2 protein-coding genes are annotated in these 15,026 nt (G+C 74.1%); both read right to left on the reverse strand.

What is annotated here, in order from left to right; translation table 11 throughout:
- Window positions 1–36: 36 nt before the first annotated feature.
- Window positions 37–10,767, reverse strand: a complete 10,731-nt coding sequence (locus ACFYW8_RS35770; protein ID WP_389088275.1) for a type I polyketide synthase — start codon at window positions 10,765–10,767, stop codon at window positions 37–39.
- A 71-nt stretch (window positions 10,768–10,838) separates the two neighbouring features.
- Window positions 10,839–15,026 (reverse strand): SDR family NAD(P)-dependent oxidoreductase, encoded by a 4,188-nt coding sequence (locus ACFYW8_RS35775; RefSeq protein WP_389088280.1) that lies wholly within the window; start codon window positions 15,024–15,026, stop codon window positions 10,839–10,841.

Genomic DNA, 15,026 nt, shown 5'->3' on the forward strand with positions numbered 1-15,026 from the left:
CGGTGTCGCCCGCCCCCTTTTTTTGGCCTGCGTAGTTCAGGAGATGCCGAGTTCGTCGTCGAGGAGCTCGTACAGCTCTTCGTCGCTCGCCGAGCTGAGGTCGTCCTCGTCCCCGGCTCCGCCGGCGCCTCCCGGATCGGCCGGCTCGTCCCCGTTCCAGTGGGCGAGCAGCGCCTGGAGACGCATGGTGATCCTGGTTCGGGTGACGTTGTCGACGCCGTCCGTTCCGGCGCCGTCGAGGGCGGCGGTGAGGCGGTCGAGCTCGTCGAAGACCGGTGCCGTCCCGGCCGTACCGCCGGGGAGGTCCTTCAGCACCCGCCGCGCGAGTGCCGCGGGTGTCGGGTGGTCGAAGACCAGCGTCGCGGGCAGCCGCAGGCCGGTGGCCTTGTTCATCCGGTTGCGGAGCTCGACCGCGGTCAGCGAGTCGAAGCCCAGGTCGCCGAAGGCCTGGTCGGGCTGGACGGCCTTGGCCGAGCCGTGGCCGAGGACGGCGGCGACCTCGGAGCGGACGAGGTCCAGGACGGCCTCTTCGCGCTCGCTCTCGGGCAGGCCCGCGATCCGTTGCGCCGGCGGTACGGAGGCCGCCCGGTCCGCGCGCCGCGGCCGGCCGCCGACGAGCGCCCTGAACAGCGGCGGCACCGGTGCGGTCGCGTTCCGCAGGGCGGCGAGGTCCAGCCGTGCCGCCACCACGAGGGGCTCCCGCAGCGCGAGCGCGGCGTCGAGGAGTTCCAGACCGTCCTCGTCGGACAGTGGCAGCACGCCGCCGCGGGCGAGCCGGGTCCGGTCGGCGCCGCCGAGGGACTCGGTCATGGTGCCGGTGCGCTGCCACAGGCCCCACGGCAGCGACACCGCGGGCAGCCCCTGCGCGTGGCGGTGCCGGGCGAAGGCGTCCAGGAAGGCGTTGGCGGCGGCGTAGCCGGCCTGGCCGGGGGTGCCGAGCGTGCCCGCGAGCGAGGAGAAGACCACGAACGCCGATACCTCACCCGCCAGTTCGTGCAGGTTCAGCACCGCGTCGGCCTTGGGCCGCAGCACCGTCTCCAGGCGCTCCGGTGTGAGCGAACCGATCACGCCGTCGTCGAGGACGCCGGCCGTGTGGACGACGGCCGTCACCGGCGTGCCGGACAGCACCTCGGCGAGGGCGTTCCGGTCGGCCACGTCGCAGGCGGCCCAGAGCACTTCGGCACCCGCGGCGGTCAGTTCCGCCCGGAGCTCCGCCGCGCCCTCGGCGTCCGCGCCGCGCCGGCTCATCAGCAGCAGGCTGCGCACGCCGTGCTCGGCGACCAGGTGCCGGGCGACGAGCCCGCCCAGGGCGCCGGACGCGCCGGTCAGGAGCACCGTGCCGGTCCCGAAGTCCGGGACGGCCCGCGGGGCGTCGGCGGCGGCCCTGGCGAGCCGGGGCAGCAGGAGCGCGTCGCCGCGGAGCGCCGCCTGCGGCTCCTCGGAGGCGAGGAGCCGGGGGACGGCCGTCGCCACGGCCCGCTCCGGGTCGGCGTTCGCTTCGACGTCGAGGAGGACGATGCGGTCCGGGTTCTCCGACTGTGCCGACCGGACCAGGCCCCACACGGCCGCCTGCACCGGGTCGCCCTCTTCCGGCTCGTCCCCGGCGGCGACCGCGCCCCGGGTCACCAGCACCAGGCGGGCGGCCCGGTCCTCGGCCTGCCACCACTGGACCAGCCGGAGCACTTCGGCGAGGACGCTCCGGACCCGCTCGGCATCGGTACCCGACCCGTCGGGGCAGGGGACGACGACGGCCTCCGTGTCCGCCTGCGCCGCGGTCTCCGCCGCGGGGGCGGCGAGGAGGGCGGCGATGTCGTCGTAGGCCCGTACGGCCGGTGTCCGCACGCCGGCCGTAGCGGCGAGCGGTGCCCACTCCACGGTGAACAGGGAGTCCCGGGAGCTCGTGCGCAGTTGCTCGGCCGACACCGGGCGCAGCGTCAGTGACTCGACCGACATGACGGGACGGCCCGTGCCGTCGGCGGCCTCCAGCCTTACCGTGTCCCCGCCGGCCGGGGAGAGCCGTACCCGCAGGCCCGCCGCTCCGGTTCCGTGCAGTGTGACGCGGGACCACGCGAAGGGCAGCAGGGGCCCGTCGGCGGCCGGTACGAGACCGCCCGCGCCCAGCGCGTGCAGCGCGGAGTCGAGCAGGGCCGGGTGCACGCCGAACGCGTCCGCCTGCGCCTCGTCGGTGACGGCGAGTTCGGCGTAGACCGCGTCGTGGCCGCGCCACGCGGCACGCAGCCCCTGGAACAGCGGGCCGTAGCTCAGGCCGAGGTCCGCCAGGCGGTCGTAGAAGCCGTCCAGGTCCACCGGCCGGGCATCGGCCGGGGGCCAGTTGCCCAGGTCGGTCCCGGAGGGGACCGCACCGGTGGTGAGGACGCCGGTGGCGTTGCGTGTCCAGGGGCCGTCCCCGGCTCGCGAGTGCACGCTCAGCGGGCGGCGGCCGGAGTCGTCCTGGGCTCCCACGAGGACCTGGAGCGCGACGCCGCCGTGCTCGGGCAGCACCAGCGGTGCCTGCAGGGTGAGTTCCTCGACCTGGTCGCAGCCGGTCTCGGCCGCGGCGTGGGCGGCCAGTTCCACGAAGGCCGTGCCCGGCAGCAGCACCGTGCCCAGCACCGCGTGGTCGGCCAGCCAGGGCTGGGCCCGCAGGGACAGCAGCCCGGTCAGCAGGTGGCCGCCGGCGTCCGGCAGTTCCACCGCCGCGCCGAGGAACGGGTGGTCGGTGGCGTCCAGCCCGGCCGCCCGCACGTCACCGGCCGGGGCGCCCGCCTCCAGCCAGTACCGCTCGTGCTGGAACGCGTAGGTCGGGAGGTCGACACGGCGCGCGCCCGGCAGGACGGCGTCCCAGTCGATGGCGACACCGTGCGCGTGGGCCTGGGCCAGGGCGAACATCAGCCGGCTTCGTCCGCCGTCGCGGCGGCGCAGCGTCGGTACGACCGCGGCGTCCGCGCCGGCGGCCTCGATGGCGTCCTGGATGCCCGCCGACTGGACGGGGTGCGGGCTGACTTCGACGAACACGTCGTGCCCGTCGGCGAGGGCGGACCGGATCGCGTCGTGGAACCGTACCGTCTGCCGCATGTTGCGGTACCAGTAGCCGGAGCCCAGCTCGTCCGCGGCCAGCTTCCCGCCCGTCACCGTGGAGTAGAAGGGCACGGAGCCGGGGAGCGTGCTGATGCCGGCGAACCCCTCGCCCGCCTGTGCTTCGACGTGTTCGATCTGCGGCGAGTGCGCGGCGTAGTCGACGGCGACCTTGCGGGCCTGAACGCCCTCCTGCCGGCAGTGCGCGAGGAGTTCGTCGAGGGCGTCGGTGTCCCCGGAGACCACGACGGTGGCGGGCCCGTTCACGGCGGCGACACCGAGGCGGCCGGTCCACCGGCCGACCAGTTCCCGTGCCTTCTCGTCCGGGAGTGTCACCGAGGCCATGGCGCCGCGGCCCTGGAGTTCGCGGACCGCGAGGCTGCGCCGCACCACGATGCGCGCTCCGTCCTCCAGGGAGACCGCTCCGGCGATCACCGCCGCGGAGACCTCGCCCTGGGAGTGCCCGACGACCGCGTCGGGGGTCACTCCGAAGGAGCGCCACACCTCGGCGAGGGCGACCGTCATCGCCCAGAGCACGGGCTGCAGCACGTCGACCCGGTCCTGCTCGACCTCGGAGGTGCCGCGCAGCACCGAGGTCAGCGACCAGTCCACGTGCGGCGCGAGGGCGCGTTCGCAGGCTTCGATCCGGTCACGGAAGACCGGGAAGGTCTCCAGCAGTTCGGCGGCCATGCCCACCCACTGCGACCCCTGCCCGGGGAAGACGAAGACGGTCCTGCCGCCGGTGCGTGCGGTCCCGGTCACCACGCCGGGTGGCGTAGCGCCGCCGGCGACACCGGCCAGTCCCCGCCGGAGCTCCTGGAGAGTCTGCCCGACCACTACGGCGCGGTGTTCGAAGGCCGCCCTGGTCGTGGCCAGCGAGTAGGCCACGTCGGCCGCCAGGGCCGCCTCACCGTCGTCGTCCCTGTCGCCGCCGTTGTCGTTGTCCCTGTCCCTGTCATTGTCGTTGTCGTTGTCGTCCAGGAAGGACGCGAGGCGGGCGGCTTGCGCCCGCAGCGCTGCTTCGGTCCTGCCGGAGAGCACCCACGGCACGGCCGTGCCGGAGCCGGACGCCGGGGGCAGCGCCTCGGTCGCGGAGGCCTGTTCGATGATGGTGTGGGCGTTGGTGCCGCTGACACCGAAGGACGAGATCGCGGCCCGGCGCGGACGGTCCGTCTCGGGCCAGTCGACGGCCTCGGTCAGCAGCCGGACGTCACCGGCCGACCAGTCCACGTGCGGCGTCGGCTCATCGGCGTGCAGGGTTCGCGGGAGCACTCCGTGGCGCATCGCCATCACCATCTTGATCACACCGGCGACACCCGCGGCGGCCTGCGCGTGACCGATGTTGGACTTCAACGAGCCCAGCCACAAAGGCCGGTCGCCGTCCCGTCCCTGCCCGTACGTGGCGAGGAGCGCCTGCGCCTCGATCGGGTCACCCAGCCTCGTGCCCGTACCGTGCGCCTCCACCGCGTCGACATCAGCGGTGGTGAGGCCCGCGGAGGTGAGTGCCTGCCGGATCACCCGCTGCTGCGCGGGACCGTTCGGCGCGGTCAGACCGTTGGACGCACCGTCCTGGTTGACCGCGCTCCCCCGCACGACGGCCAGCACACGATGGCCGTTGCGCTCCGCGTCGGACAGCCGCTCCACCAGCAGCATGCCGACGCCCTCCGCCCAGCCCGTGCCGTCGGCACCGGCACCGAACGCCTTGCACCGCCCGTCGGGCGACAGCCCGCGCTGCCGGCTGAACTCCACGAAGACCGTCGGGCCGGCCATGACGGTGACGCCGCCGGCCAGCGCCATCGTGCTCTCGCCGTTGCGCAGTGACTGGACGGCCAGGTGCAGGGCGACGAGCGACGACGAGCACGCCGTGTCGACCGTGACGGCGGGACCCTCCAGACCGAACGTGTAGGACACGCGCCCGGAGGCGACGCTGCCGGAGCCTCCGGTGGTGAGCAAACCCTCGACGCCCTCGGGCAGTTCGCGCGGGCCCTGGCCGTAGTCGTGGTACATCAGGCCGGTGAAGACACCGGTACGGCTGCCCCGGACCGTCGCCGGGTCGATCCCGGCGCGTTCGAACGCCTCCCAGGACGCCTCAAGCAGCAGCCGCTGCTGCGGGTCCATCGCCAGGGCCTCGCGGGGGCTGATGCCGAAGAAGCCGGCGTCGAACTCGGCCGCCTCATACAGGAAGCCGCCGTCGCGCGCGTAGGTCTTGCCGAGGCGCTCGGGGTCGGGGTCGTAGAGCCCGTCGACGTCCCAGCCGCGGTCGTCCGGGAACCGGGAGATGCCGTCCCGGCCGGAGGCCACCAGCCGCCACAGGTCCTCCGGCGAGCGGACCCCGCCCGGGAGGCGGCAGCTCATGCCGACGATGGCGATCGGCTCGTCGACGGCGGCCGCGGCCTGCCGCGCCGAGGTCGCGGCCGGAGCGGCCGGGGCCTCGCCGAGGAGTTCGGTGCCGAGGTGCCGGGCGAGGGCGGCGGGGGTGGGGTGGTCGAAGACGAGGGTGGCGGGCAGGCGCAGGCCGATGGCGGGGGACAGCCGGTTGCGCAGCTCCACGGCCGTCAGCGAGTCGAAGCCCAGGTCCTGGAAGGCGTGCGTGGGCGGTACGGCCCGAGGCGAGGAGTGACCGAGCACGGCGGCGACCTCGGCCCGGACCAGTTCCAGGAGTGCCTCGTCGCGGTCGTCGGCGGCCAGAGCGGCGAGGCGTTCGGCCAGGGATCCGGTGGCGGCGCGCCGGGCCGTGCCGCGTAGGGAGACGCGGACGAGTCCGCGCAGCAGGGCCGGTACGGTTCCTGCCCCCCGGTTGCGCAGGGCGGCGGTGTCGAGGCGGACGGGGACGAGCACGGGCTCGTCGGAGGTGAGCGCCGCGTCGAACAGCCGCAGGCCGTCCTCGGTGGACAGCGGCAGGACGCCGGAGCGCGCCATCCGCGACCTGCCCGTCTCGTCGAGGGCGTCGGCCATGGCGCCCTCCTGCTCCCAGGGGCCCCACGCCAGCGAGACCGTGGGCCGCCCCTGGGCGTGGCGGCGCCGGGCGAAGGCGTCGAGGAAGGCGTTGGCCGCGGCGTAGTTGCCCTGGCCGGGGTTGCCGAAGACGCCCGCGGCGGAGGAGAACAGCACGAACGTCGTGCTTGGGCCGGTGAGTTCGTGCAGGTTGAGCACGGCGTCGGCCTTGGGCGCGAGGACGGCGCCCACGCGCTCCGGTGTCAGCGCGGCGATCACGCCGTCGTCGAGCACGCCGGCGCTGTGCACGACGGAGTCGACCGGGGTGGCGGCCAGCAGTCGGGCGAGGGCGTCACGGTCGGCGAGGTCGCAGGCGGCCCACGTCGCTTCGGCGCCGAGCGCCGCGAGTTCGGCCGTCAGGTCCGCGGCGCTCGGGGCGTCCGCGCCGCGGCGGCTGACGAGCAGCAGCCGGCGCACGCCGTGCCCGGTCACCAGGTGACGGGCGAGGGTTGTGCCCAGCGCGCCGGAGGCGCCGGTGAGCAGCACGGTGCCGAGGCCGAAGGCAGCGCCCTCGGCGGGGGCGGAGGCCGCTTCGTCCGCAGGGCCGGTGGCCGCGTCCTGCGTTGCCGGAGAGGCGGCGCGGGCCAGGCGCGGTGCGCTGACCTCCCCTTCACGGACGACGACGTGGGGCTCGCCGGACAGTACGACGCCGGGCACGAGCGCGGCCGCCTCGTCCGGGCGGTCGGTTTCGAGCAGCACGATCCGACCGGGGTTCTCCGCCTGGGCCGAGCGCACCAGTCCGCCCGCCGCGGCGTGCGCGAGGTCGTCGCAGCGCGCCACCAGCACGAGGCGTGGCGTCCGGTCGTCGGCGAACCAGCGCTGAACCAGCCGCAGCACGTCGATGGTGACCGCACGCACCCGCTCGGCCCCGGTCGCCCCTTCCGGGCCGTCGGGGCACGGAACCACGACCACGTCCGGCTGCGACGGCCCGTCGGCCTCGGCCAGTGCGGCGATGTCCGGGACGTACGCGACCGCCGTCCCGTCCGCGTCGTCGGAGGGCAGGGTCAGCGGCGCCCGCCCGACGGTGAACATCGCGTCACCGGAGGGCTTGCGGAGCTGCACGGCCGACACCGCGCGCAGTGTCAGCGACTCGACGGACGCCACCGGCTCGCCGGCGCCGTCGGCCACCAGCAGGGACACCGCGTTCGTACCGGCCGGTGCCAGCCTGACCCGTACGGTGGACGCACCCTTGGCGCGCACGGACACCCCGGACCAGGCGAACGGCAGGAGCGGCCCGTCCGCCTCGGTCACGAGGGAGCCGCCCGCACCGCCCGCACCGATCACGCCGATCGCGTGCAGCGCCGCGTCCAGCAGAGCCGGGTGCAGGAGGAAGGAGCCGGTGTCCGTGCCGTCGGGGAGGGCGACCTCCGCGAAGACCTCCTCGCCCGCGCGCCAGGCGTTCCGCAGTCCACGGAACGCCGGTCCGTAGGCCAGGCCGAGGGCGCCCAGCCGGTCGTAGAAACCGTCCAGGTCGACCGACTCGGCACCCGCCGGCGGCCACGCCGTGAGCGTTCGGTCGGCACTCGCGGCGCCCGTCTCCTCGGTCCCATCGGTGATGAAGCCGGTCGCGTGGCGGACCCACGGCAGGTCGGCGTCGTCCTCGGGGCGCGAGTGGACGGTCAGCGGCCTGCGGCCGGTGCCGTCGGCCGCGCCGACCCACACCTGAACCGCGACGCCGCCCCGCTCGGGCACCACCAGGGGCGCTTCGAGGGTGAGGTCCTCCAGCAGGTCGCAGCCGGCTTCGTCGGCGGCGCGCACCGCCAGTTCGACGAACGCGGTGCCCGGCAGCAGCACGGTTCCGAGCACGGCGTGGTCGCTCAGCCACGGGTGCGTGCGCAGGGCCAGCCGACCGGTCAGCAGCCGCTCGTCGCCCCCGGCGAGGGAGACGGCGGCGCCCAGCAGCGGGTGGTCGGCCGAGCCCAGTCCGGCGGCGCGGACGTCACCGGGTGCGGCCGGTAAGGCGTCGAGCCAGTAGCGCTCGTACCGGAAGGCGTAGGTCGGCAGGTCGACGCGGCGGGCGCCGGGGAAGAAGGCGTGCCAGTCCGGGGAGACGCCGTGCGCGTGCAGTTCGGAGACGGCGGCGACGAGTGCGGCCCGCTCGGGGCGGTCGGCGCGCAGGGCGGGCACGGTGACCACGTCGCCGTCCAGGCAGCCTTGGGCCAGGGCGCTCAGCACGCCCCCCGGCCCGATCTCGACGAACGTGGTCACGCCCAGGTCGTGGAGGGTCCGGACGCCGTCGGCGAAACGGACCGCCTCGCGGACGTGCCGGACCCAGTACTCGGGGGTGCACGGCTCGGCGAGGCGGCCGGTGAGGTTGGAGACCACCGGAATCCGCGGCTTCTCGAAGGCCAGCCCGCGGACGGCCTGAGCGAACTCCTCCAGCATGGGGTCCATCAGAGGCGAGTGGAACGCGTGGCTGACCTTCAGCCGGGAGGTCTTGCGGCCCTGCTGCCGGAAGGCCTCGGCGATCGCGGTGACCGCGTCCTCGGCTCCGGACACCACGACGGACCGCGGCCCGTTGATCGCGGCGATGCCGACGCCGTCGGTGAGACGCGGAAGGACTTCGTCCTCGGTGGCCTGGACGGCGATCATCGCTCCGCCGGCGGGCAGGGCCTGCATGAGGCGGGCGCGGGCGGACACGAGCTTCGCGGCGGCGTCGAGCGACAGCACCCCGGCCACGTGTGCGGCGGCGATCTCGCCTACGGAGTGACCGGCCACGTAGTCCGGCCGCACGCCCCAGGATTCGAGGAGCCGGAACAGCGCCACCTCGACCGCGAAGAGAGCAGGCTGTGCGACGCCCGTACGGTGCAGTTCTTCCGAGTCGACGTCGACCGCGGTGCCGAGGTGCGCGCAGACCTCGTCGTACGCGGCGGCGAACGCCGGGTAGGACGCGTACAGTTCGCGCCCCATGCCCAGGTGTTGCGATCCCTGGCCGGAGAAGAGGAACCCGACGCGCCCGCCGGTGCCGGAGAGGCCGCGCGCGACGCCCGGTGCCGGGGAGCCGGAGGCCACGGCCCGCAATCCCTCGGCGAGTTCCGTCGGCGTCTCGCCCTGGACCACCGCGCGGTGCTCCAGGGCCGTGCGCGTCGTGGCGAGCGAGAACGCGACGTCGAGCGGGGGGACTTCGGCGTCCGTGCGGGACAGCAGGCGTTCGGCCTGTGCGCGCAGGGCCTCCTCGGTCCTGCCGGAGATCACCCACGGCACCGGTCCGCCCGCGGCCGGGCGCGCCGCCTCCGGGACGACGGCCCCGGCGCTCTCCGCGCCTTCCTCCGGCGCTTGTCGGGCCTCGGTGTCCTGCGCGAACGCTTCGGCCGACGGGGCTTCCTCGATGATGGTGTGCGCGTTGGTGCCGCTGATCCCGAAGGAGGAGATGCCGGCCCGGCGCGGCTGGTCCGACGCCGGCCAGGGCGTGCGCTCGGTGAGCAGCCGTACGGCCCCCGCCGACCAGTCGACGTGCGGGGAGGGCGCGTCGACGTGCAGCGTGCGCGGCAGTTCGCCGTGGCGCATGGCCATGACCATCTTGATGATGCCCGCCACCCCGGCCGCGGCCTGGGTGTGACCGATGTTGGACTTGATCGAGCCCAGCCACAGCGGCTTGTCGTCGGGACGGCCCTGCCCGTACGTGGCGAGCAGCGCCTGCGCCTCGATCGGGTCGCCGAGCCGGGTGCCCGTGCCGTGCGCCTCCACCGCGTCGACCTGTGCGGTGGTCAACCGGGCGGCGGCCAGGGCCTGTCGGATCACCCGCTGCTGGGAAGGGCCGTTGGGGGCGGTCAGGCCGTTGGACGCGCCGTCCTGGTTGACGGCGGAGCCCCGGACGACCGCGAGGACCTCGTGTCCGTTGCGGCGGGCGTCCGAGAGGCGCTCCACGAGCAGCAGGCCTGCGCCCTCGCCCCAGCCGGTGCCGTCGGCACCGGCCGCGAACGCCTTGCAGCGGCCGTCGGGTGCCAGTCCGCGCTGGCGGCTGAAGCCGACGAAGGTGGCGGGACCGACCATCGCGGTGACACCGCCCGCCACGGCCAGCGAGCACTCGCCGCCCCGCAGCGACTGGACAGCCAGGTGCAGGGCCACCAGGGACGACGAGCAGGCCGTGTCGACCGTGACGGCCGGGCCTTCGAGGCCGAAGGTGTAGGCCACCCGGCCGGAGGCGACACTGCCCGAGGTGCCCGTCCCGAGGTAACCCTCCAGGTCCTGCGGGGAGTTCTGGAGGGCGGCGAGGAACTCGTGGTTCATCACGCCGGCGAACACGCCGGTCCTGCTCCCCGCCAGCGAGGCGGCATCGATACCGGCCCGCTCGAAGAGCTCCCACGACGTCTCCAGCAGCAGCCGTTGCTGGGGGTCCATGGCGAGCGCCTCACGCGGCGAGATCCCGAAGAGGCCGGCATCGAACCGCGCCAGGTCCCGCAGGAACGCCCCCTCGCGGGCGTAGCTGGTCCCGCGGGACTCCGGGTCCGGGTCGTAGAGCGCGTCCAGGTCCCAGCCGCGGTCGGCGGGGAACTCCGAGACGGCGTCGTGGCCGCCTGCGACCACCTCCCACAGATCCTCGGGCGAGTCGACCCCTCCCGGGTAGCGGCAGCTCATCCCGATGATGGCCACCGGCTCCCCGGCGGCGTCCTCGTAGTCACGAAGGCGCCGCCGGGTCTCCTGGAGATCTGCGGTGACTCGCTTCAGGAAATAGCGGAGCTTGTCGTCGTTCGCCACCGAAATCGTCCCTCACCCCTGCGAAGACTTAGCGGAATTCGGCAAGGGGTCACCGGACCGCGCCGAAGCGGTCAGGAAATCCCGAATTCCTTGCCGAGCAGATCGAATACTTCGTCGTCCGTAGCCGATTCCAGATCGCTGCCGCCCGTACCAGGTCCTTCCTGGACCGGTACCTTGCCGAATTCACCGGCAATCGCCAATACGGCCTGGAGCTTTGACACGATCCGGTCGCGAGTTTCACTCGCTGACAACCGCGTGACCAATTCTTGTTCAATCCTGTCCAGGTCGGCAAGTAGGGAATTCACTAGGGCCGGTCCGGCCGCCCCCGCCGTCTCCATGAGTACGTGACGGGCCAGAAGAGCGGGTGTCGGGTAGTCGAAGACCAGCGTCGCGGGGAGCCGCAGCCCGGTGGCCTTGTTCAGCCGGTTGCGCAGTTCGACGGCCGTGAGGGAGTCGAAGCCCAGGTCCTGGAAGGCGTGTTCCGGCCGGACCGTACGGTCCGACGCGTGCCCCAGGACCGCGGCCGCCTCGGCCCGGACAAGGTCCAGCACGGTCTTCTCCCGCTCAGCCTCCGGCAGCCCCTCCAGGCGCTCGGCCAGCGAGGACGCGGAGGGAGCGGCGGCGGCTTGCGCGGCCCTCCGGGCGGCCGTGGCCGGCACGAGGGCGCGCAGCACCGGCGGGGCCTCACCGGCGCGCAGCGCGCCGGTGTCGATGCGGACCGGGGCGAGTACCGCCTCGTCCGAAGCCAGTGCCGCGTCGAACAGCCGCAGCCCCTCCTCCGGCGGCAGCGGCAGCACTCCGCTGCGCGCCATCCGCGCCCGGTCGGCCTCGGCGAGGCCGTCCGTCATCGCACCGGACTGTTCCCACACACCCCATGCCAGCGATGTGGCGGGCAGCCCTTCACGGCGCCGGTGCGCCGAGAAGGCGTCGAGGAAGGAATTCGCCGCCGCGTAGCTCGCCTGACCGGCGCTGCCGACCATGCCGGCGACGGACGAGAACACCACGAAGGCGGTCAGGTCCATTCCCCGGGTGCACTCGTGCAGGTTCAGCACGGCGTCCACCTTGGGGCGGAAGACCTCCCTCATCCTCTCCGGTGTGACCGAGGCGACGACCCCGTCGTCGAGAACACCCGCGGTGTGCACGACGGCCGACAGCGCATGCTCGCCGAGCCCGTCCAGCATTCCGGAGACGGCTTCCCTGTCCGCGACGTCACAGGCCGCCCAGGTGACCTCGCCACCCCATGCGACCAGTTCGGCCTCCAGCTCGGCCGCACCGGGTGCGTCCGCGCCCCGGCGGCTCGCCAGCAGGAGTCGGCGCACCTTGTGCTCGGACACCAGGTGCCGCGCGACGAGCGCGCCCAGCGCCCCGGAGGCACCGGTCACGAGGACGGTGCCGTCGGCGAGGTCCGGCAGGTCGGCGGCGGTAGTGGTGGCGGTCCCGGTGGCCTTCACCAGGCGCGGTACGAACACCTCCCCGTCGCGGACCGCGAACTGCGGCTCACCGGAAGCGAGCACGGCGGGCAGCACACCGACCGCCTCATCGGTGTCCTCGGCCTCCACCAACACGATCCGGTCCGGGTTCTCCGACTGCGCGGACCGCACGAGCCCCCACACCGCAGCATGAGCCAGATCGCCCGGACGCGTCACCAGCACCAGACACCCCGGACGCTCCTCCGCCAACCACCACTGCACCAACCCCAGAACCTCACTCGCAGTGCGGTGCACACGGTCGGCGGTCTCCGTACCGGACCCCGCCGGGCACGGAACGACGGTGACCACCGCGACATCGGGAAGGGCCGGCTCGGCGGGCAGAGCGGGCGGATCCGAGTAGCTCCGTACGTCGAGGCCGACCGCAGCGTCAGTCGCCGTGAGGGCCGCGGGCTGCCATACGAGGCGGAACAGCGAGTCGTCGGCACGCCTGCCGGAGCCGCCCGCCACGAGCAGTTGCTCGCGCGACACCGGCCGCAGCGACAGTGAGCCGACCGTGGCCACCAGACCGCCCGAGGCGTCGGCCACGGTCAGCGACACCGCGTCCGTACCCGTGCGAGAGACCTTGACCCGCAGCGCCGTCGCCCCCGCGGCACGCACACCCACCTCGGACCAGGCGAAGGGCAGCAGCGGCCCGTCGACGACGGGGCCGAGCCCGCCCGCGCCGATCGCGTGCAGCGCCGCGTCCAGCAGCGCCGGATGAACGGCGAACGCGCCCGCCTCCGTCCCCTCGGGGAGGGTGACCTCGGCGAGAACGTCGTTCCCGCTGCGCCACACCGACCGCAGGCCCCGGAAGACCGGGCCGTAGCCCAGGCCGAGTCCGTCCAGGCCCTCGTAGAACCCGGTCAGGTCGACGGCCTCGGCACCCGCCGGCGGCCAGGCGCCGAGGTCCGCGCCGTGCGGCGGCTCGGGCAGCGCGTCCGTCAGGAAGCCGACCGCATGCCGCACCCACGGCGCGTCGTCCGGGGCGTCCTCCCGTCGCGAGTGCACGCTCAGCGCGCGCCTGCCCGGCTCCTCCTCGGCACCGACCCACACCTGCACGGCCACACCGCCGCGCTCCGGGACGACCAGCGGTGCTTCCAGCGTCAGGTCCTCGACCTGCGCGCAACCGGCCTCGTCGCCCGCACGCACCGCCAGTTCCACGAGCGCGGTGCCCGGCAGCAGCACGCTGTCCATGACCGTGTGGTCGGCGAGCCAGGGGTGCGTCCTGAGCGAGAGCCGCCCGGTGACCAGGAACCCGCCCGCGCCGGGCAGCGCGACCACCGCACCGGCCAACGGGTGCTCCGCCGCTCCCAGCCCGAGTCCGGTGGCGGCGGCGCTGCCGGTGAGCTCCTCGGGCGCATCCAGCCAGTAGCGCTCGTACTGGAAGGCGTAGGTCGGCAGGTCGACGCGGTGGGCGCCGGGGAAGAGCGCCTGCCAGTCCGGGGAGACGCCATGAGCGTGCAGTTCGGCGAGCGCGGTGACGACGGCCTGCGGCTCGGGGCAGTCGGCGCGCAGCAGCGGGACAGTGACGATGTCCGCGTCGAGGCAGCCTTCGGCAAGGGCGCTGAGGACGCCGCCGGGGCCGATCTCCACGAAGGTCGTCACGCCCAGCTCGCCCAGAGTCGCGATGCCGTCGGCGAAGCGGACCGCCTCGCGGACGTGCCGGACCCAGTACTCGGCCGTGTACGGCTCGGCCAGTCGGCCGGTGAGGTTCGAGACCACCGGGATCCGCGGCTCGTCGAAGGCCAGACCGCCGACGACCTGCGCGAACTCCTCCAGCATCGGATCCATCAACGGCGAATGGAACGCGTGACTGACCTTCAGACGGGACGTCCTACGACCCTGCTCCCGGAAGGCCTCACCTATGGCGACCACCACGTCCTCGGCCCCGGAGACAACGACCGACCTCGGACCGTTGACCGCCGCGATCCCGACACCGTCGGTCAGGTACGGCAGCACCTCGTCCTCGGTCGCCTGGACCGCCACCATCGCCCCGCCGGCGGGCAGGGCCTGCATCAACGCGGCCCGCGCCGACACCAGCCTCGCCGCATCCGCGAGCGACAACACACCCGCCACGTGCACGGCTGCGATCTCACCGACCGAGTGACCGGCCACGTAGTCCGGGTGGATGCCCCACGATTCGAGAAGCCGGAACAGGGCGACCTCGACGGCGAAGAGCGCGGGCTGCGTCGAACCCGTCTGGTTGAGCTCTTCCGAGTCGACGCCGACCGGCATGTCCAGGAGCGTGCACACCTCGTCGTACGCCGCGGCGAACACCGGGTACGCCGCGTACAGTTCACGCCCCATCCCCAACCGCTGCGAACCCTGACCCGAGAACAAGAACCCGACCTTGCCGCTGGTGCCCGGTTCGCCCAGGAGGACCCGGTTGGACGCAGACCCTGCGGCCAGCGCACGGAGCCCTTCCAGGAATTCATCCCGGTGCTCCCCCACCACGGCGGCCCGGTGCTCCATGGCCGAGCGTGTGGTGGCGAGCGAGAACCCGATGTCGGCCGCCTGCAGGTCCGTGGCCGTAGCCGTCGCCAGGGACAGCAGACGCTCCGCCTGTGCCCGCAGCGCCGCCTCCGTCCTGCCGGACAGCACCCACGGTACGACCGCGCCGGTGTCGGACACGGGCGGCAACTCCGCAGAGGCGGGCGCCTGTTCGACGATGACGTGGGCGTTGGTACCGCTGATGCCGAAGGAGGACACCCCAGCTCGGCGCGGCGCGTGGGTCGCAGGCCACTCCACGGCCTCGGTGAGCAGCCGGACATCACCGGCCGACCAGTCCAC

It is taken from the genome of Streptomyces sp. NPDC002742, assembly GCF_042888885.1.
Taxonomy (GTDB): Bacteria; Actinomycetota; Actinomycetes; order Streptomycetales; family Streptomycetaceae; genus Streptomyces.